The 16,789-nt window shown below is 67.4% G+C and carries 19 protein-coding genes and 1 tRNA gene; 9 read left to right on the plus strand and 11 right to left on the minus strand.

Annotation, left to right across the window (positions count from 1 at the left end; translation table 11 throughout):
* Window positions 1-23: 23 nt before the first annotated feature.
* The 3 genes from FRZ61_RS24360 to FRZ61_RS24370 all read left to right on the plus strand — a co-directional run bounded on the left by FRZ61_RS24360 (window position 24) and on the right by FRZ61_RS24370 (window position 2,409).
* The gene (locus FRZ61_RS24360) at window positions 24-815 is read left to right on the plus strand and encodes a lysine/arginine/ornithine ABC transporter substrate-binding protein (protein WP_191909192.1); all 792 of its coding nucleotides are present in this window, start codon (window positions 24-26) and stop codon (window positions 813-815) included.
* A 98-nt stretch (window positions 816-913) separates the two neighbouring features.
* Window positions 914-1,603, plus strand: coding sequence for an ABC transporter permease (locus tag FRZ61_RS24365; protein WP_151120233.1), 690 nt, complete (start codon window positions 914-916; stop codon window positions 1,601-1,603).
* Between the two features lie 11 nt (window positions 1,604-1,614).
* Window positions 1,615-2,409 (plus strand): ABC transporter permease, encoded by a 795-nt coding sequence (locus FRZ61_RS24370; RefSeq protein WP_151120235.1) that lies wholly within the window; start codon window positions 1,615-1,617, stop codon window positions 2,407-2,409.
* Between the two features lie 191 nt (window positions 2,410-2,600).
* Here FRZ61_RS24370 and FRZ61_RS24375 read toward each other — a convergent pair.
* Window positions 2,601-2,676: transfer RNA gene (locus tag FRZ61_RS24375), tRNA-Ala, on the minus strand.
* A gap of 220 nt (window positions 2,677-2,896) precedes the next feature.
* Here FRZ61_RS24375 and FRZ61_RS24380 point away from each other — a divergent pair.
* Genes FRZ61_RS24380 through folD form a run of 3 tightly spaced genes read left to right on the plus strand, consistent with a single transcriptional unit; the run spans window position 2,897 to window position 4,453 of the window.
* A complete protein-coding gene (locus FRZ61_RS24380) occupies window positions 2,897-3,175 on the plus strand; it encodes a YggT family protein (protein WP_151120236.1) in 279 nt (92 codons plus the stop codon).
* A gap of 12 nt (window positions 3,176-3,187) precedes the next feature.
* Window positions 3,188-3,517, plus strand: a complete 330-nt coding sequence (locus FRZ61_RS24385; protein WP_151120238.1) for a DUF167 domain-containing protein — start codon at window positions 3,188-3,190, stop codon at window positions 3,515-3,517.
* 57 nt (window positions 3,518-3,574) lie between these two features.
* Complete coding sequence (folD, locus tag FRZ61_RS24390; RefSeq protein ID WP_151120970.1) at window positions 3,575-4,453, plus strand: bifunctional methylenetetrahydrofolate dehydrogenase/methenyltetrahydrofolate cyclohydrolase FolD; 879 nt, start codon at window positions 3,575-3,577, stop codon at window positions 4,451-4,453.
* Window positions 4,454-4,507: 54 nt separating this feature from the next.
* Here folD and FRZ61_RS24395 read toward each other — a convergent pair whose 3' ends face one another.
* From FRZ61_RS24395 to FRZ61_RS24410, 4 genes are all read right to left on the minus strand, one after another.
* The gene (locus FRZ61_RS24395) at window positions 4,508-5,239 is read right to left on the minus strand and encodes a cyclase family protein (protein ID WP_151120240.1); all 732 of its coding nucleotides are present in this window, start codon (window positions 5,237-5,239) and stop codon (window positions 4,508-4,510) included.
* A gap of 67 nt (window positions 5,240-5,306) precedes the next feature.
* Window positions 5,307-5,627, minus strand: a complete 321-nt coding sequence (locus FRZ61_RS24400) for a heavy metal-binding domain-containing protein (RefSeq protein WP_151120242.1) — start codon at window positions 5,625-5,627, stop codon at window positions 5,307-5,309.
* A 19-nt stretch (window positions 5,628-5,646) separates the two neighbouring features.
* Window positions 5,647-6,150: a GNAT family N-acetyltransferase gene (locus FRZ61_RS24405; protein ID WP_151120244.1), complete on the minus strand. Its 504-nt coding sequence runs from the start codon at window positions 6,148-6,150 to the stop codon at window positions 5,647-5,649.
* A gap of 5 nt (window positions 6,151-6,155) precedes the next feature.
* Window positions 6,156-7,373, minus strand: coding sequence for an argininosuccinate synthase (locus FRZ61_RS24410; protein ID WP_151120246.1), 1,218 nt, complete (start codon window positions 7,371-7,373; stop codon window positions 6,156-6,158).
* 256 nt (window positions 7,374-7,629) lie between these two features.
* On the opposite strand from FRZ61_RS24410, the gene FRZ61_RS24415 reads away from it, so the two are divergent.
* Window positions 7,630-8,835, plus strand: a complete 1,206-nt coding sequence (locus FRZ61_RS24415; protein WP_191909194.1) for an ArsR/SmtB family transcription factor — start codon at window positions 7,630-7,632, stop codon at window positions 8,833-8,835.
* 41 nt (window positions 8,836-8,876) lie between these two features.
* Here FRZ61_RS24415 and FRZ61_RS24420 read toward each other — a convergent pair whose 3' ends face one another.
* From FRZ61_RS24420 to FRZ61_RS24445, 6 genes are all read right to left on the minus strand, one after another.
* Window positions 8,877-9,560 carry a hypothetical protein gene (locus FRZ61_RS24420; RefSeq protein ID WP_151120249.1) on the minus strand — a complete coding sequence of 228 codons (684 nt, stop codon included), beginning with the start codon at window positions 9,558-9,560 and terminating at the stop codon, window positions 8,877-8,879.
* On the minus strand, window positions 9,538-10,707 hold the full coding sequence (rlmN, locus tag FRZ61_RS24425; protein WP_151120251.1) for a 23S rRNA (adenine(2503)-C(2))-methyltransferase RlmN: 1,170 nt from the start codon (window positions 10,705-10,707) through the stop codon (window positions 9,538-9,540). The genes FRZ61_RS24420 and rlmN overlap by 23 nt, the downstream gene beginning before the upstream one ends.
* A gap of 336 nt (window positions 10,708-11,043) precedes the next feature.
* A complete protein-coding gene (locus tag FRZ61_RS24430; RefSeq protein WP_151120252.1) occupies window positions 11,044-12,114 on the minus strand; it encodes a YVTN family beta-propeller repeat protein in 1,071 nt (356 codons plus the stop codon).
* A 183-nt stretch (window positions 12,115-12,297) separates the two neighbouring features.
* A complete protein-coding gene (locus FRZ61_RS24435; protein ID WP_151120253.1) occupies window positions 12,298-13,107 on the minus strand; it encodes a creatininase family protein in 810 nt (269 codons plus the stop codon).
* An 85-nt stretch (window positions 13,108-13,192) separates the two neighbouring features.
* The gene (locus FRZ61_RS24440; RefSeq protein ID WP_225308989.1) at window positions 13,193-13,699 is read right to left on the minus strand and encodes an invasion associated locus B family protein; all 507 of its coding nucleotides are present in this window, start codon (window positions 13,697-13,699) and stop codon (window positions 13,193-13,195) included.
* 267 nt (window positions 13,700-13,966) lie between these two features.
* Window positions 13,967-14,518, minus strand: coding sequence for an RNA methyltransferase (locus tag FRZ61_RS24445; protein WP_151120255.1), 552 nt, complete (start codon window positions 14,516-14,518; stop codon window positions 13,967-13,969).
* Between the two features lie 77 nt (window positions 14,519-14,595).
* Here FRZ61_RS24445 and FRZ61_RS24450 point away from each other — a divergent pair, with 77 nt between their 5' ends.
* Both FRZ61_RS24450 and FRZ61_RS24455 read left to right on the plus strand, forming a co-directional pair.
* The gene (locus FRZ61_RS24450; protein WP_151120256.1) at window positions 14,596-15,795 is read left to right on the plus strand and encodes an asparaginase; all 1,200 of its coding nucleotides are present in this window, start codon (window positions 14,596-14,598) and stop codon (window positions 15,793-15,795) included.
* 3 nt (window positions 15,796-15,798) lie between these two features.
* Window positions 15,799-16,785 (plus strand): NADPH:quinone oxidoreductase family protein, encoded by a 987-nt coding sequence (locus tag FRZ61_RS24455; RefSeq protein ID WP_151120257.1) that lies wholly within the window; start codon window positions 15,799-15,801, stop codon window positions 16,783-16,785.
* Window positions 16,786-16,789: the final 4 nt, after the last annotated feature.

Consider the following 16,789-nt stretch of genomic DNA (forward strand, 5'->3'; position numbering starts at 1 on the left):
ATAACCAGAAGGGAGAGTTGCACGTGAAGAGGTTGTTGACGCTGACGCTCGCGGCTGCCGCGCTGGCCTTCGCCACCGCGTCGGCCTCGGCCGAGACCATGAAGCTCACCATCGCGACCGAAGGCGCCTATGCGCCCTTCAACTATGTCGCCGACGACGGCTCGCTGCAGGGCTTCGATGTCGATATCGCCAAGGCGCTGTGCGAGAAGATCAAGGCCGAATGCACCATCGTGAAGCAGGACTGGGACGGCATGATCCCGGCCCTCCTGGCCAAGAAGTTCGACGCCATCGTCGCCTCGATGTCGATCACCGAGGAGCGCAAGCAGAAGATCGACTTCACCGGCAAATACTACAACACGCCGGCCGTGCTCGTGGCGCGCAAGGATTCCAAGATCAAGATCGGCACCGACGGCCATGTCGATCCGGCCAGCCTGAAAGGCCTGAAGATCGGCGTGCAGCGCGCCACCATCCACGAGAACTTCGCGCGCGCCAACTTCCCCGGCGCCGAGATCGTGGTCTACGACACCGCCGACAATGCCAATCTCGACCTGATGAGCGGGCGTCTCGATGCGCGCATGGACGACATCCTGGCGCTCCAGGAAGGCATCCTGAAGCAGGAAGGCGGCGGCGACTACGCCATCATGGGCAAGGGCTGGACCGGCGGGCTCTTGGGCGACGGCGCCGGCATCGGCGTGCGCAAGGAGGACAGCAAGCTGCGCGATGCGCTGAGCCAGGCGATCCTCGATATCCGCGCCGACGGCACCTACAAGAAGATCAACGACAAATACTTCAACTTCGACGTCTATGGCGACTGATCGGGTCGCCTAGCGCGTGAGACCCGGTGCGCCGCCGGAGGCCTTCCGCTTCCGGCGGCGCCGTCTTTCACGAGGGGCAATGATGCCGGCCGCGGGCGATGTTCGACTATAAGGGCTACGGGCATTTCCTGATCGAAGGCGCGCAGATGACGATCATCGTCGCTGTGCTCTCCATGGCGCTCACCACCGCCATGGGCCTGATCGGCGCGCTCGGCAAGCTCTCGCGCCATGGCTGGGCCCGGCGTCTCGCCGACCTCTACACCACCATCATCCGCGGCGTGCCCGAGCTGGTGCTGCTGCTGCTGATCTATTACGGCGGCACGGTGCTGCTGCAGCATATAGCGACCCTGTTCGGCCGCGAGGAACCGATCGACATCAACGCTTTCGTGGCGGGCGTGCTGGTGATCGGCTTCATCTACGGCGCCTACGCGACCGAGACCTTCCGCGGCGCCTTCCAGGCCGTGCCCAAGGGCCAGATCGAAGCCGCCATGGCCTGCGGCATGAACCAGAAGCAGATCTTCTGGCGCATCCGCCTGCCCCAGGTCTGGCGCTTCGCCATTCCCGGCCTCGGCAATGTCTGGCTGGTGCTGCTCAAAGCGACCTCGCTCATGTCGGTGATCGGGGTGGAGGAGCTGACGCGCAAGGCCGACCTCGCCAAGGCGCCGACGCGCGAGCCTTTCACCTTCTTCATCAGCGCCGCCTTCATCTATCTCGTCTTCACCGCGATCTCGGACTACGGACGGCATTGGGCGGAGAAGCGCGCCAATGTCGGCGTCAGGCGCGCCTGAGCGGGACCGGCATGGAAGCGGAAGCCCCCGGTCTCTGGCAGCGCATCAATGCGGTCTTCGACCTGCAGCTGATCTGGGACAGCCTGCCGGCGCTGTTCGACGGGCTCCTGCTGACGATCGAGCTGGTGGCGATCTCGCTCATCGTCGGGCTCGTCATCGCCGTGCCGCTCGCCATCATGCGCGCCTCGGGCAAGCCCTGGCTCTCCTGGCCGATCTATGCCTACACCTATTTCTTCCGCGGCACGCCGCTCCTGATCCAGATCTTCCTGATCTATTACGGGCTGGGCCAGTTCCACTGGATCAAGACGACCTTCCTCTGGAGCTTCCTGCGTGAGGGCTATTGGTGCTGCCTGCTCGCCTTCGTGCTCAACACCGCGGCCTACGTGACCGAGATCTTCCGCGGCGCCATCCAGGCCGTGCCGTTGGGCGAGGTCGAGGCGGCCAAGGCCTGCGGCATGTCCTGGGGCTTGCGCTACCGGCGCATCATCCTGCCGCGCGCGCTCCAGCTCGTCCTGCCGGCCTATTCCAACGAGGTGATCTTCATGCTGCAGGCGAGCTCGCTCGCCAGCGTGGTGACGCTCATGGATCTGACCGGCGTCGCCCGCGTCATCATCGCGCGCAGCTTCGCGCCCTATGAGCTCTTCATCACCATCGCGCTCATCTATCTGGCGCTGACCTACCTGATCGCCTGGGGCTTCCGCGCCTTCGAATGGCGGCTGACCCATCACCTGCGCGACCGGCCCATCGTCTCGGCCGGCCGCCGCGGCGGACCCAAGCCCGAGATCCCGACCGCGACGCCGATTTGAGCGCGCAGTGTCCCCTCTCCCTTCTGGGAGAGGGTGAGGGAGAGGGCTGCTCGGTACTTGCAGCTGAGCGGCTCTGCTACCGAGCAGCCCCCTCCCTGGCCCTCCCCCGTTCCGGTGGAGGGGACAAGCAAGAAAGAGCCGCGCGGCCGCCGGCTGCAATTCCACCATCGATGTCGGGGAGGATCGGCGGCTGGTGGAGCTGAGGGGAATCGAACCCCTGACCTCCTCATTGCGAACGAGGCGCTCTCCCATCTGAGCTACAGCCCCGCCGCCGAACGGCCGGGACTATGGGTAGGCGACCTCGCCCTGTCAAGGGCAAGAGGCTTAAGAGGGGATTACCGCGAACCCGGTCGAGCCCAGCGATTCCAGGGGCTTGAGCGCGAATCGGAGGGGCGCGGCGGATCGTCCGGCACCCTTGCGCGGGGGGCCTCGGGCCGATAGCCTCCAGGCCGGTTTTTCGCCCTCTCCCTGGAGGATTCCGCGCCACATGCAGTCGCTCGCAGGTCTGATCAGTCTGGTGATCACGCTCTATATCTGGGTGCTGATCGCGAGCGCCATCATGAGCTGGCTCGTGGCCTTCAACGTGCTCAACACGCGCAACCGCTTCGTCTATCAGGTGGGCGACATGCTCTACCGCCTGACCGAGCCGGCGCTGCGGCCGATCCGGCGGGTCCTGCCCAATCTGGGCGGCATCGATCTTTCGCCGGTGGTGCTGATCCTGCTGCTCGTCTTCCTGCGCAGCCTGCTTTTCGAATACGTGTTCTAGGACCTGACGCCCATGCCTCGGCCCTTCGCGGCGGTGTCGGACGGGCTCAGGCTCAAGGTGCGGCTGACGCCGCGGGCGCGGCGCAGCGCGATCGACGGCCTGGCGCCGGAGGCCGACGGCTCGGTGGCGCTCAAGGTGGCGGTGACGGCGGTGCCCGAGAAGGGCCAGGCGAACGAGGCGCTGATCGAGCTCCTGGCGCGGGAATGGCGGATCGCCCGCAGCCGGATCACGCTCGAGAGCGGCGCCAGCGACCGGCGCAAGCTGCTGCATCTGGCGGGCGATCCGATGGCGCTGGAGAGCCTGCTGACGGAATGGCTGGCCAAGCACGGCGCCAAGGCATGACCGCCGCCCCGGATGTTCGCCCGGGCGGCACCGGGATTCGATAGTCAAGGGAAACGGATACGCATGAGCAACATCATCGATGGCAAGGCCTTCGCCGAGGGCTTGCGCCGCCGCCTCGCCACCCAGATCGCCGGCCTCAAGGAGAAGCACGGCTTCATCCCGGGTCTCGCCGTGGTGCTGGTGGGCGAGGACCCGGCCAGCAAGGTCTATGTGCGCAACAAGGCGCAGCAGACGGTCGAGGTCGGCATGGCCTCCTTCGAGCATAAGCTGCCCGCCACCACCGCGCAGGCCGAACTGCTGGCGCTGGTGAAGCGGCTCAACGAGGACAAGTCCGTCAACGGCATCCTGGTGCAGCTGCCGCTGCCCAAGCAGATCGATCCGCAAGCCGTGCTCGACGCGATCGACCCGGCCAAGGATGTGGACGGCTTCCATGTGGTCAATGCCGGACGGCTCGCGACCGGCGGGCAGGCGCTCGTCCCCTGCACGCCGCTCGGCTGCCTGATGCTGCTCAAGGACCGGCTGGGCGATCTTTCCGGCAAGCGCGCGGTCGTGCTCGGCCGCTCCAACATCGTCGGCAAGCCGATGGCGCAGCTCCTGCTGGGCGAGAGCTGCACCGTGACGATCGCGCATTCCAAGACCCGCGACCTCGCCGGCGAATGCCGCCGTGCCGAGATCCTGGTGGCGGCGGTGGGCCGGCCCGAGATGGTGCGCGGCGACTGGGTGGCGCCCGGCGCCACGGTCATCGATGTCGGCATCAACCGCATCACCGGCCCGGACGGCAAAGGCAAGCTCGTGGGCGACGTCGCCTTCGCGGAGGCCGCGAAGCATGCCGGCGCCATCACGCCGGTGCCCGGCGGTGTCGGCCCGATGACGATCGCGGTGCTGCTGCAGAACACGGTGACCGCCGCCTGCCGGCAGCACGGAATCGCGATCTAGCCCTCGTCTCCCCTCGCACCTGAAGGGTCGCCGGGAAAGAGCTGGCGCCCCTGGTCAGGACAGGCGGCGCGCCAGCACGCGGGCGGGGGCGCCGTCCGACTCCGAGATATTGAGGGCGAGGAACATGAATTCCGCGCGCCGATCCGCCAGCTCGGCGTGGTTGGTGACATGCTCCGAAACGAGCACGCCGCTGCCGAGCAGAACGTGGTGCACCGGCCAGTCGAAGCCCGGCGAACGCCGATGGACCGGCAGATCGGGCGTGGCGAAGTCGCAGGCCAGCAGCTTCGCCCGCTTCTCGACCAGCCACTGCGCGGCCTCGACCGAGAGGCAGGGATGGCGGTCGTACTGGGGCGTTCCCGCATAGCGCCACCAGCCCGTATGGATGACCACGATATCGCCGGGCTCGACCCTGATCTTCGCGTTGGCGAGATCCTCGGCGCTGATGACGCTGTCCGGCTCCTTCTCGAGGTTCAGCACCGCGCCGGGTCCGTGCAGCCGGTCGAGCGGCACCTCATGGAAGGCGGGACCGTCGGCGAAGAAATGGCGCGGCGCGTCCACATGCGTCCCGGAATGCACCGCCATTTCCATCATGGTCACGTTCAGGGGATCGGCCGGAATCTGCTTCAGCCGCCAGAACCGGGGCGCGGGAAAGATCGAGACCGTCGGCATATGCTCGGTCAAAGGGTGGGACAGATCGATCCAGGGCCCGAGTGCGGGCCCGACAGGGCGCTCATCCAGCTTCATCCATCCCCGCCAGCCCGTCGCCTTTGCAGCCGTGTCGCACATGGTGGCCTCCCGGTTCCTGGAGCGATGCCGTCAGCCTTCGGCGCCGACCGAGCGCGGCAAGGGCATCCTACTCGATCACCACGGCCGTGCCGCTGACGCTCACCATCAGCATGCTGCTGTCTTTGCCGACCACCTCGTAATCGATATCGACTCCGACGATGGCGTTGGCGCCGGCTTCCTTGGCGGCCGCTTCCATCTCGCGGAACGCCGCCTCGCGGGCCCCTTTCAGCGCGCTCTCGTAGGAGCCGGAGCGACCGCCGACGATGTCGGTGATCGAGGCCATGAGGTCGCGGAAGATGTTGGCCCCGACGATGGCCTCGCCGGTGACGATGCCGCGATAGTCGCGGATCTTGAAGCCTTCGACGGTGGATGTGGTGGTCAGGATCATGCGGGCTCCCCGGCGTTCCCTATCCTTGGCGAAGCGACTTGCGGCAGATCAGGCGCTGCGGCTTGTAGCCCAGGCTGTCCCAGGCAGCGGCCGCGGCTTTGTTGGCGAGATTATAGCGCAGCTCGATGAATTCGATGCCGCGATCCGCGAACCAGCGCTCCGCCGCCTCGGTCAGCGCCCGGGCGACGCCCCGCCCGCGCGCGGCCTCGGCCACGAAGCAATGCGCGATATAGCCCGTCTTCTCGATCGGCGATTCCCGCACATAGGCCGGCTCGATGCGGCCGAGGAGGTAGCCCTGGGGTGTGCCGCCGACCGATGCGATGAGCAGCAGATCGCCCTGCGCGAGAGCCGCCTCGAAATTCTGCCGCGCGAGATCGGGCGCCGGCTGCGCGCCTTCCCAGAGCTCGTCCGCGACCGCCGCCTTCAGATGCTCGAAGAACCGCCGATAGAACCCGATCAGGAGATCGAGATCGGCGGGCTGGGCGGAGCGAATTGAGATCGTCTCGCCCCGGGCGCCGCGCATGAGGCTCAGCCCCGCCCCTTCTTCAGGAGCCGCAGGCGCAGGGCATTGAGCTTGATGAAGCCGGCCGCGTCGCGCTGGTCGTAGGCGCCGGCATCTTCCTCGAAGGTCACGTGCTGGAGGCTGTAGAGGCTCCTGGGCGATTTGCGGCCGACCACCGCGGTGTTGCCCTTGTAGAGCTTGAGCCGGACCGTGCCGCTGACATTCTCCTGGCTCTTGTCGATCAGCGCCTGGAGCATCTCGCGCTCGGGCGCGAACCAGAAGCCGTTATAGATGAGCTCCGCATAGCGGGGCATGATGTCGTCCTTGAGATGCATGGCGCCGCGGTCGAGCGTGAGGCTCTCGATGCCGCGATGGGCGGCATGGAGGATCGTGCCGCCCGGCGTCTCGTAGACGCCGCGGCTCTTCATGCCGACGAAGCGGTTCTCGACCAGGTCGAGCCGGCCGATGCCGTTGGCTTTGCCAAGCTCGTTGAGCCTGGTGAGAAGCGCTGCAGGGGACAGCCGCTTGCCGTCGATCGCGACCGCGTCGCCCTTCTCGAACTCGACCTCGATATAGGTCGCCTTGTCCGGCGCCTCTTCCGGCGAGATGGTGCGCTGATAGACCATCTCGTCCGGCTCGATCCATGGATCCTCCAGGATCTTGCCCTCGCTCGAGCTGTGCAGCAGGTTGGCGTCGACCGAGAAGGGCGCCTCGCCGCGCTTGTCCTTGGCGATCGGGATCTGATGCTTCTCGGCGAACTCGATCAGCTTGGTGCGGCTGGTGAGGTCCCATTCGCGCCAGGGCGCGATCACCTTGATGCCGGGCTCGAGCGCGTAATAGCTGAGCTCGAAGCGGACCTGGTCGTTGCCCTTGCCGGTGGCGCCGTGCGCCACGGCATCGGCGCCGGTCTTCCGTGCGATCTCGATCTGGTGCTTGGCGATCAGAGGCCGCGCGATCGAGGTGCCCAGCAGATACTGGCCCTCGTAGAGCGCGTTGGCGCGGAACATCGGGAAGACGAAGTCGCGCACGAACTCTTCGCGCAGGTCCTGGATGAAGATGTTCTCGGGCTTGATGCCGAGCAGCAGCGCCTTCTTGCGCGCCGGCTCCAGCTCCTCGCCCTGGCCCAGATCGGCGGTGAAGGTCACCACCTCGCAGCCATAGGCCTCCTGCAGCCATTTGAGGATGACGGAGGTGTCGAGGCCGCCGGAATAGGCGAGCACAGCCTTCTTGATGGTCGCGCGCATGGGTCGGAGGTTCTCCAGGAAAAAGCCGCGCGGAGTATAGGGATCGAGCATCGGCCGGCAAGCTGATAGCATCGCGTGCGGCACCTCAATCGTCTCATTCCGCTTCCCCACCGCCGCATCTCGTTATATACCTATCTAACTTTCGTTAGATAATAATCGAATGACCATGCCGCCTCGCCGCCCCAAACCTCGGCCTACCGCTCTCTCCGGCTCCATGCCGGCGTGGCCACGCTGGGACTGCCGCGCCAGCCCCCGGTTGGAGCTGTTCCTCGCGGCCTGGTCGCTGACCAGCGACCGGGCGCAGCGTCATCCGGCCTGGCGCCGCCAGGGGCGGCGGGCGCTGCCCGGCACCTACTGGGCCGCCGAGGCGGCGCTGGGTGGGGCGCCGGAGATCTGGCTGCTCGCGGCGGCGGCACCGGGGCTGGCGCCACTCGATTCGACACCGATCGAACTCCTGAACCGGATCGAGCGCCGGCCGGCCGGGGCGGTGCTGACGGCCATGCTGGCCGCGCTGCTGGCCGATCCCGTGCTCGCGCGCCGGGTCGCGGTGGGTGGGTTGACCCTGCCCCGGGCCCTGGCGGCCCTGCCCCGGCCGCGGCTCCTCGCCCTGAGTTCGATGAAATTCGAACCATCAAATCCCGATGCCCCGCTCTGGTCGGCGCTGGGCCGTTTCGCCGCCGATCCGGAAGCCGGCCAGCGGGCCTTGGTGGCGGGGCTCGACGCCTTCCGCGAGGCCGTGTTCGAGCCCCTCTGGCGGTCCCTGGCCGACGAGGAAGCGGCCGCGGCCACGGTCGCCGGCAACCGGATCGGCCGCGCCGATTGGGCCGGGCTCGGCCACCGGCTGGGTCTCGGGATCGAGTTCGACGCCAAGGCGGGCGTCCTCCGGCAGGTGACGGGCGGGGCCCGCACCGAGCTCGCCCAGATCGGCCAGCTTCAGTTCCTGCCCTCGAGCTTCAACGAGCCGCGCTGGTGGTTCATCGAGCAGGAAGGCGAGCGCGGCACGGCCTGGCTGCCCTTCCTCGATCTCGCGCTGGGGCCCGAGCCGCAGCCGGGCGGCATCGGGGAACCGGGCCTGCCCAGCGCTGCCGCGCCCGGGAGGAGCCCGAGAAGCGCCGCGTCCGCGGATGATGGTACCGCCGCCGCCGGCCCTGAGGGTGGCGACGTGGCGCTGGTGTTCCGCGCGCTGGGCGACGCCACGCGCTTCGCCATGGCCAACCTCCTGGCGCGCCGCGCCATGCCGGCGGTCGAGCTGGCGCGCCAGCTTCGCCTCTCCAAGCCCACCGTCACCCATCATCTCCATTTCCTGCGCGAGGCCGGTCTGGTCGAGGAGCAAGGCGATGGCGGGCGCCGCCTGCTGGCGCTGAAGCGCGAGGCGATCGAGGCGTTATCGAGCCGGACCTTGCGCCGGCTGTTCGAAGCGGAACCCGTATCGCCCGCACGTTCGCGGCGGCGTCGCGGCTGATCCAAGGGAGACGCCGGTTATCGCGCCCGGCCTTGCCGCTTTCAGCGTCCGCAGCCCGGCAGGAAGAGATCGTTGCGCGCGGTCGGGTGATAGCGGATCAAAAGCCGCTGCGGATAGTTGCCGCGTCCATGGAAGCGTTGCGGCCAGGCCCCTTCCGACGGCGCGGGCGGCCAGTCGAACACGTTGTACTGCAGCTCGCCGCCGCCGATATCGAGGAACACCAGATGGATCGAGCTGGTGGGGAGCCGCCAGACCCGCTCGCGCGCCTGGGCCGAAGCGGAAGCGCCGCCTTGCGGACTGCCGCAGACCAGATCGGGCGGGCCGTAGCGCGATTGCAGCGCTGCCAATGCCGCCTCGTAGGCCTTGGGCGCGTTCGGCAGGCGGCTGCGCTGCAGCATCACCTGCACCAGCCCGTGGCTCTTGCTGTCGAACTGGAAAAGCACGCGCCAGGTGAAGCCGGCGAATTCGAGATCGCGCCAGACGCGGCTCGCCTCGCTCGATCCGAATTCGATCGGCGGCTCGACCTTCTGCAGGGCCGATCCGTAAAGCTTGTCGACATCGGCGGGTTTCATGCCCCAGCTTGTCTGGTCCCAACCAGGCAGATCCTCGCGCGCCGGCGCCGGCCCGGTCGCGACCGCCATCAAGTTGCAGGCGAGGATCGTGAGGAGGAACAGCGCCGGCAGGCGGCGCCGAGGATGCGCGCTACTGCGGCTGGCCGGCCGCATCGGCCGCGGTTTCGGCCGCCGCCGCGAGCTGCTGACTCTTGCGCAGCCGCACGCTCTCGCTCTTGAGCTGGCCGCAGGCCGCCATGATGTCCTGGCCGCGCGGCGTCCTGACCGGCGAGGCGTAGCCCGCATCGAACACGATCTGGCTGAAGGCCTCGATCGCGCGCTTGCTGGAACATTCGAAGGGCGCGCCCGGCCAGGGGTTGAACGGGATGAGATTGACCTTGGCCGGGATGTCCTCGAGCAGCGCGATGAGCGCCCGCGCATCGGCCGGCGAATCGTTCACGCCCTTCAGCATCACATATTCGAAGGTGATGCGCCGCGCATTGGAAAGGCCGGGATAATTGCGGCAGGCGCGCATCAGCTCGGCGATCGGGTATTTCTTGTTGATCGGCACGATGCGGTCGCGCAGCTCGTCGGTCACGGCATGGAGCGAGATGGCGAGATTGACGCCGAGCTCCTGGCCGCAACGCTCGATCATCGGCACCACGCCCGCGGTCGAGAGGGTGATGCGCCGCTTCGAGATCGAGATGCCCTCATGGTCCATCACGATCTTGAGGGCCTTCGAGACATTGTCCCAGTTATAGAGCGGCTCGCCCATGCCCATCATGACGATGTTGGAGAGCAGCCGTCCGTCCGGCGGCGAAGGCCATTCGCCGAGCGCGTCGCGCGCCATCATCACCTGGCCGACGATCTCGGCGGCGCCAAGGTTGCGCACCAGCTTCTGCGTGCCGGTATGGCAGAACTTGCAGGTCAGCGTGCAGCCCACCTGCGAGGAGACGCAGAGCGTGCCGCGATCCTCCTCGGGGATATGGACGGTCTCGATCTCCTGCCCGTCGGCGAACTTGAGCAGCCATTTGCGGGTGCCGTCGATCGACTGCTTCGCGACCGAGACCTCGGGGCGCGCCACCACGTAGCTCGCCGCCAGCTTCTCGCGGAAGCTCTTGGCGAGCGAGGTCATGGCGGCGAAATCGGTGACGCCGCGATGATAGATCCAGTGCCAGAGCTGGCGCGCGCGGAAGGCGGGCTCGCCCAGCGCCACGATCTCGGCCTCAAGCTCGGCGCGGTCGAGCCCCACGAGATTCCGGCGCCCATCCGCAAGTGCGGCGGGCGGCGCGAAAGTCAGGGCATGGGCGGTCGTGCTCATGGGTTCTTGCGTCGCGTCAGTCTAGCAGGGATCGGCCGGCCCGTTCTTTACACCGGGGCCGCCCGCGGGGTCCATCGCCGGCATCGCCCGCCGGACGCGCCCCAAGGCCGCACCCGCCGCCAGGAAGTGAGGCCGGTCAGGGGGTTATTCAAGGCCGGCCGACTTGGGCTCCCCATGGCAACACCCCAATCTGGTGTTGCACTTCGTTTGAAAACTCAGCGGATCCACCCTCATCCAGGTCACCGGGCTTCGCCATGGTTCCCCGCTTTCCGCGGGGATGACGATGGGGCGGCGGCTGACAGCGCCGCCGGCAGCGGCGACGGGAGCCCGGAGGCTTCACCGCATATTGCCGGTATGGCCCAGGGAGTAGCGGCCCGGCTGCGGCCAGACCGTCAGGCCGTGCGGCTCCTTGCCGACATCGACCTGGGTGACATGGCCGGTGGCGGTGTCGATATCGTAGACCACGTCGTCGAACCGGCCCGACAGCCAGAGATGCGTGCCGTCGGCCGAGACATTGCCCATATCGGGGCTGCCGCCGCCGGGGATCGGCCAGTTGGCGATCACCTTGCGGGTGGCGAAATCGATGACGCTGACGCTGCCGTCGCCATGCGGCTTGGCGAAGACCATGCCGCCGCCGCGGTTCGACACATAGAGCTTGGTGCCGTCGCGGCTCGGATAGAGGCCGTGCGCGCCGGGCCCGGTCGGGATGAAGCTCACGAAGCTGAAGCTCTTCCCGTCGATGACATAGACGCCGCCGATATGCATGTCGGCCACATAGAACACCTCGCCATCGGGCGAGATGCGGATGTCCTGCGGCATGCCGTGCTTGGCCAAGGGGAGCTTGAGATAGCCCAGCACCTTGCGGTTCACCATGTCGATCTTCACCAGCGTGCCGTCGAACTCGCAGGTGAAGATCGCGTAGCTGCCGTCGATCGAGAAATCGGCGTGGTTGATGCCGTTGCAGTCGGGCGCCTCGAGCGACATCTGGAACGCCATGGTGTGGGGATCGCGGAAATCGAGCCGCTTGTGCATCTCCGCCACCACGATCGCGGATTTGCCGTCGGGCGTGAAATAGAGGTTGTAGGGATCCTCGACCGGGATGGCGGCGCCGGGCTTGCCGGTGAAGGGGTCGATCGGCGTCATGCTGCCATCGACGCCCTTCTTGGTCTCGTGTCCGTTATTGGCGACCCAGAGCGTCTTCAGGTCCCAGGAGGGCACGATATGCTGCGGGCTGAAGCCGACCTTGAAATGGTCGACGATCTTGTGCGTCACCGGATCGATCACATCGACATCGTTCGAGCGGCGGTTGGGCACATAGATGCGCGAGAGCGCGCCCGCCGTCGCGGGGCTGAAGAGATTGGCGCCCGCCTCGCTGTAGAGATTGTCGGGATCGACCACCGGGGGCATGCCGGGAACCGTCGTGACCTCGGGGGCCGCCCAGCCGGGTCGGCCCGCAAGGCAGATCCCGAGCGAGACGGCGAGGACGAGAAGGCGGGAGCGGCGTCGAAAAGATTGCGTGAAATTCATCATCGGCGATCGCGGGTTGGCTTAGCCCTGACGGCAGATCCAAGGAGAAAAACGGAGCGCAAACTAGCGTGTCGCCACCGCCTTGGCGATCTCCTTCACCGTGCGTGCGACAATGAGGTCGACGCCGATCTGGCCGAGCTCGGCGCTCGAGCGCCGCGGGTCGCCATAGACCCCGTCGGCGCGGCCATAGGGGCCGCCCGCCGACAGCAAATCGCCGCGCACCAGGCTCGGGTCGAGCGCCAGCATGAGCGAGGTGTCGGCGAGGCCGGCATGGGTCCCGATCTCCTGCTCGCTGTAGCCCCGCGCCTCGAGCGCCTTCACATAGTCGCTCTGCGTGACATCGTAATAGGCGGTGAGCGCGTGGACGCGCACGGGCGTCTGCGCCCATTCGCGATTGAGCCGCGCGGCCACCGCGACCAGGTCCTTCTGATAGCCGCCGTGATCGCCGAGCAGCACGATGTCGCGGAAGCCGTGGAGCTTGAAGCTGCGCGCGGCATATTCGAGCGTCTTCTCGAAGAGATCGTCGGGCAGGGTGATGGTGCCGGGAAAGCGCATATGGGCGCTCGGCGGATCGATCGTGCCTTCGGGCACATAGGCGATCACCGGCGCCACCAGCGCATTGCCCAGCGCCCGCGCGATCTTGTCCGAAAGCAGATGGGCGCGCCGGTTATGCTTGCCCAAGGCCATTGCCGGCCCGCTCTGCTCGGTGCCGCCGACCGGCACGAGGATCGTGGTCTTGCCGGCGGCGATGGCGTCCCTGAGCTCGGTCCAGGTCAGGTCTTCGAGGAAGACACTGTCGGGCGTGGCCGCCTGCGCCAGCGGCGCGATGAGGAGACAGAGGGCTGCGATCAGCCCGGCCCAGCCACGATGCATCGCCTTGAGCTCGTCACGGCCGGGCTTTCAGGAATTTTGTCGGCCCGGGCTTGGAAGGATGGAGCGAAGCCCATCCCGACCGCTGTCAGCCGCCGACTTCGCAGGCCTTGTTGATGGCCTGGAGCGCCTTGCCGAAGCCGGTCAGCGAATAGGTATCGACCGTCTTGGTGCCGCGCGAGGATTCGCCGCTGACGACCAGGGTCTTTCCCTTGACCATCGCGTCGACGATCTTCGGATCGTCGCCGTCGCGGGCCCAGGCGGTGTCGTCCTTGGTGAAGAGATCGAAGCCCGTGCCGTCGATATCGACCTTGACCGACCCATCGGGCTTGTAGTCGTAGCCGGCCGTGAAGCTCACCACGCCGATCGATTTCTGCGCCGGCCGATGTGTAATCAAAAGATAGACCTCGCCCCGCCGGGTGTAATTGCCTTCCTTGCGGGTCGGTTCGCTCATCACGTAGCAGGCGGTATGCCCGTCTTCCTGGAACGTCATGGCGGTCCAGGAACCGAACTTGCCGATTTGCTTGGGCTCTTGGGCCAAGGCCGGTTGGGCGGCGATCGCGGCCACCAGCCCAACGGCAAACAAGAACGACACGAGGCGCTTCATAGCGATCACCTACCTAGCTTTGCGCTGCCCGCCGGAAAGGGCTGCCTAAAATTCGCCTTAAATGACAACAACTTGTAGTCTTTCCGTGCTCGCCCATTTAGGGCAATTCGCGGAACGCTGCAAGGGCAGGCGAGAGCAATTAACCATATTTCGGCGGAAAACACCCGGTCGTTCGCACATTGCCTGCGAACCCGCCCAGAAGGCATTGAGTCCGGTTAACAAATTATTAAAAGCGGTGCTTGGAACGCGGCCGGCTTAGGGTTTCGTCAAGCGCGTGCGCTGCCGCTGCTTCCAGACCGGTTCGCCATGATGATGACGAGCCTTCGGCGCGTGAGGCCCGCCCGCCCGCACCGGCCGCTCGGCGAAGCGTCCCAGCGAGATCATGCGGTCGTACATGACCAGCGCGCCGGCGAGCGCCACATTGATGCAGAAGCGGGTCGGGATCTTGACCACGTGGTCGCAGCGCGCGAGGAGCTCGGGCGAAAGATCGTCGCGCTCGGCGCCCATGACATAAGCGGCACGCGTCGGGTGGCGGAAGCTCGGCAGCTCGACCGCGTCCTCGATGAATTCGAGCCCCACGAGCTGGCAGCCCTTGGGCAGCTGGAAGGAATCGAGGTCGGGATAGTCGTGGAACGGCAGGCTCTGCATCGCGTCCGAGGTGTCGGCGAGGCGCGCCTCGCGCGTGTCGAACACCGCACCGATGGTGAAGCAGAAGCTGGCGCCGAAGGCATGGGCCGTGCGCATCAGGCTGCCGAGGTTCATCGGCTTGCTGATGCCCTCGACGCCGATGCCGAAATAGCCGCGCATGGCGCCGAAGGTTGCATGGGGCCTGCCGCCAAGGCAAGGTGGCGCCCTCGGGAAGTGAAGGAAATCGGTTGTCGGCGATGGCACGCAAAGCGGCCCGCAAGACCGCCGGCCGCAGCGCGACAGCGAAGCGGCCGGGCGGCAAGAGCTCCGTGAAGACCAAGGGCGCGGCCAAGAGCAAGGCCAAGACCCGGAAGCCGGCCGTGCCGAAGGCCAAGCCGAAGCCGGGCGCCAAGCGCGGCGGGGCGCAGATCCTCTCGGATCAGAAGCCGCCCGCCAATCCGACGCTGATCGAGGTCACGCGCGGCGAGATGGTCGAGAGCCGTCATCGCGTCGCCGTCGCCGTGGTCGACGCCCAGGGCAAGCTGGTCGAGAGCTGGGGCGATATCGAGCGGCCGATCTATGGGCGCTCCGCGGTGAAGCCGCTGCAGGCGCTGCCGCTGCTGGAGACGGGTGCGGCCGACAATTTCGGCCTGGGCGAGCCCGAGATCGCGCTTGCCTGCGCCTCCCACAATGGCGAGCCGCTTCATACCGATCGCGTGCGCCGCTGGCTCGCGCGCATCGGCTGCGAGATTTCCGATCTCGAATGCGGCGCGCATCTGCCGTTGCACGAGCCGACCATGCTGCAGCTCATCGCCAATGGCGGCGACCTCACGGCGATCTACAACAACTGCTCCGGCAAGCATTCGGGCTTCCTCACCACCGCGCGCCACGAGGGCGAGCCGACGCGCGGCTATGTCCGCTACGAGCATCCGGTGCAGCAGCGCGTGACCCGGGCGATGTCCGAGATGACCGGCCTCGATCTATCCCGCGCCCCGCGCGGCATCGATGGCTGCGGGATCCCGGTCCTGGGCCTGCCGCTGCGCGCGATGGCGCTGGGGCTGGCGCGGATGGCCGATCCGCGCAAGCTCTCGGCCGACCGCGCCAATGCCTGCAAGCGCATCCTGCAGTCGGTCATGGCCTGGCCCATGCTCGTGGGCGGCACCGGGCGTTTCGGCTCGACCCTGATGGCGACGCTCAAGGGCCGCTTCCTGCTCAAGGGCGGCGCCGAGGGCGTCTATGCGGGCATCCTGCCGAGCCTGGGGCTCGGTGTCGCGATCAAGGCCGACGACGGGGCGGGGCGGGCCGCCGAGACGGCGATGGCGCAGACCTTGCGGCGGCTCAAGCTGATCTCGGCGGCGGAAACGAAAATGCTGGCCGATCTGCTGACGCCGCCGGTGCTCAACCGCGCCCTCCTCGAGGTCGGCCGCATCCGCTCCACCGGCGAAGGGCGCTTCTGAGCGATGCGCGTGGTGGAAGCGCGCGCCTGGGGCGGGCTCGACCAGCTGGCGCTCGGCGAGCGGCCGGACCCGGCCGTCACCGAACCCGACCAGGTCCTGATCGAGGTCGCCGCCGCCGGGCTCAATTTCGCCGATTCACTGATCATCGCCGGCAAATACCAGGAGCGGCCGCTGCCGCCTTTCGTGCCGGGCTTCGAGGTGGCGGGACGGGTGCTTGCCGTCGGCGCCCAGGTGCGCCGGGTGAAACAAGGCGATCGCGTGATGGCGGTGCTGGACCAGGGCGGCTATGCGGAACAGGCGCTGGCGCGCGAGGCCGACTGCTTCCCGATCCCGCCGCAGATGGATTTCGCCACGGCCGCCGCCTTCGCCATCGCCTATGGCACCTCGCATATCGCGCTCGACGAGCGCGCGGCGCTCGAGCCCGGCGAACGGTTGCTGGTGCTGGGTGCCTCGGGCGGCGTCGGGCTCACCGCGGTCGAGATCGGCAAGGCGATGGGGGCCACCGTGATCGCCTGCGCCGGGGGACCCGAGAAGCTCGCCATCGCCAGGGCCCATGGCGCCGATCATCTGATCGACTACAAGACCGAGACGCTGCGCCAGCGCGTCAAGGAGATCTGCGACGGCGGCGGCGTCGATGTGGTCTATGACCCGGTCGGCGGCGATCTCTTCGACCAGGCGCTCAAATGCACCAACTGGGGCGGCCGCCTTCTCATCGTCGGTTTCGCCGGCGGCGGCGTGCCGCAGATCCCGGCCAATTATCTGCTGGTGAAGAACCTGGCGGCGCTGGGGATCTATTGGGGGTCCTACCGGCGCAAGCAGCCGGCGCTGGTCGAGACCTCCTTCCACAAGCTCTTCGCCTGGCATCGCGAGGGCAAGCTCAAGCCGCTGATCTCGAACCGCTTCGATCTGGCCGAGGCCGCGACCGCGCTCGAGCTCCTGACCTCGCGGCGCGCCACCGGCAAGGTGGTGCTCATCACGGGCCGCGGCTGAGCCT

Origin of the sequence: Hypericibacter adhaerens (genome assembly GCF_008728835.1) — a bacterium.
GTDB classification, from domain to species: domain Bacteria; phylum Pseudomonadota; class Alphaproteobacteria; order Dongiales; family Dongiaceae; genus Hypericibacter; species Hypericibacter adhaerens.

Excerpts from the sequence above, each read along its gene's own strand:
- FRZ61_RS24365 (WP_151120233.1), top strand. The coding sequence starts at position 914 with ATGTTCGACTATAAGGGCTACGGGCATTTCCTGATCGAAGGCGCGCAG.
- FRZ61_RS24370 (WP_151120235.1), top strand. The coding sequence starts at position 1,615 with ATGGAAGCGGAAGCCCCCGGTCTCTGGCAGCGCATCAATGCGGTCTTC.
- FRZ61_RS24380 (WP_151120236.1), top strand. The coding sequence starts at position 2,897 with ATGCAGTCGCTCGCAGGTCTGATCAGTCTGGTGATCACGCTCTATATC.
- FRZ61_RS24385 (WP_151120238.1), top strand. The coding sequence starts at position 3,188 with ATGCCTCGGCCCTTCGCGGCGGTGTCGGACGGGCTCAGGCTCAAGGTG.
- FRZ61_RS24395 (WP_151120240.1), bottom strand. The coding sequence starts at position 5,239 with ATGTGCGACACGGCTGCAAAGGCGACGGGCTGGCGGGGATGGATGAAG.
- FRZ61_RS24400 (WP_151120242.1), bottom strand. The coding sequence starts at position 5,627 with ATGATCCTGACCACCACATCCACCGTCGAAGGCTTCAAGATCCGCGAC.
- FRZ61_RS24405 (WP_151120244.1), bottom strand. The coding sequence starts at position 6,150 with ATGCGCGGCGCCCGGGGCGAGACGATCTCAATTCGCTCCGCCCAGCCC.
- FRZ61_RS24410 (WP_151120246.1), bottom strand. The coding sequence starts at position 7,373 with ATGCGCGCGACCATCAAGAAGGCTGTGCTCGCCTATTCCGGCGGCCTC.
- FRZ61_RS24420 (WP_151120249.1), bottom strand. The coding sequence starts at position 9,560 with ATGCGGCCGGCCAGCCGCAGTAGCGCGCATCCTCGGCGCCGCCTGCCG.
- rlmN (WP_151120251.1), bottom strand. The coding sequence starts at position 10,707 with ATGAGCACGACCGCCCATGCCCTGACTTTCGCGCCGCCCGCCGCACTT.
- FRZ61_RS24430 (WP_151120252.1), bottom strand. The coding sequence starts at position 12,114 with ATGCCCCCGGTGGTCGATCCCGACAATCTCTACAGCGAGGCGGGCGCC.
- FRZ61_RS24435 (WP_151120253.1), bottom strand. The coding sequence starts at position 13,107 with ATGCATCGTGGCTGGGCCGGGCTGATCGCAGCCCTCTGTCTCCTCATC.
- FRZ61_RS24445 (WP_151120255.1), bottom strand. The coding sequence starts at position 14,518 with ATGCGCGGCTATTTCGGCATCGGCGTCGAGGGCATCAGCAAGCCGATG.
- FRZ61_RS24450 (WP_151120256.1), top strand. The coding sequence starts at position 14,596 with ATGGCACGCAAAGCGGCCCGCAAGACCGCCGGCCGCAGCGCGACAGCG.
- FRZ61_RS24455 (WP_151120257.1), top strand. The coding sequence starts at position 15,799 with ATGCGCGTGGTGGAAGCGCGCGCCTGGGGCGGGCTCGACCAGCTGGCG.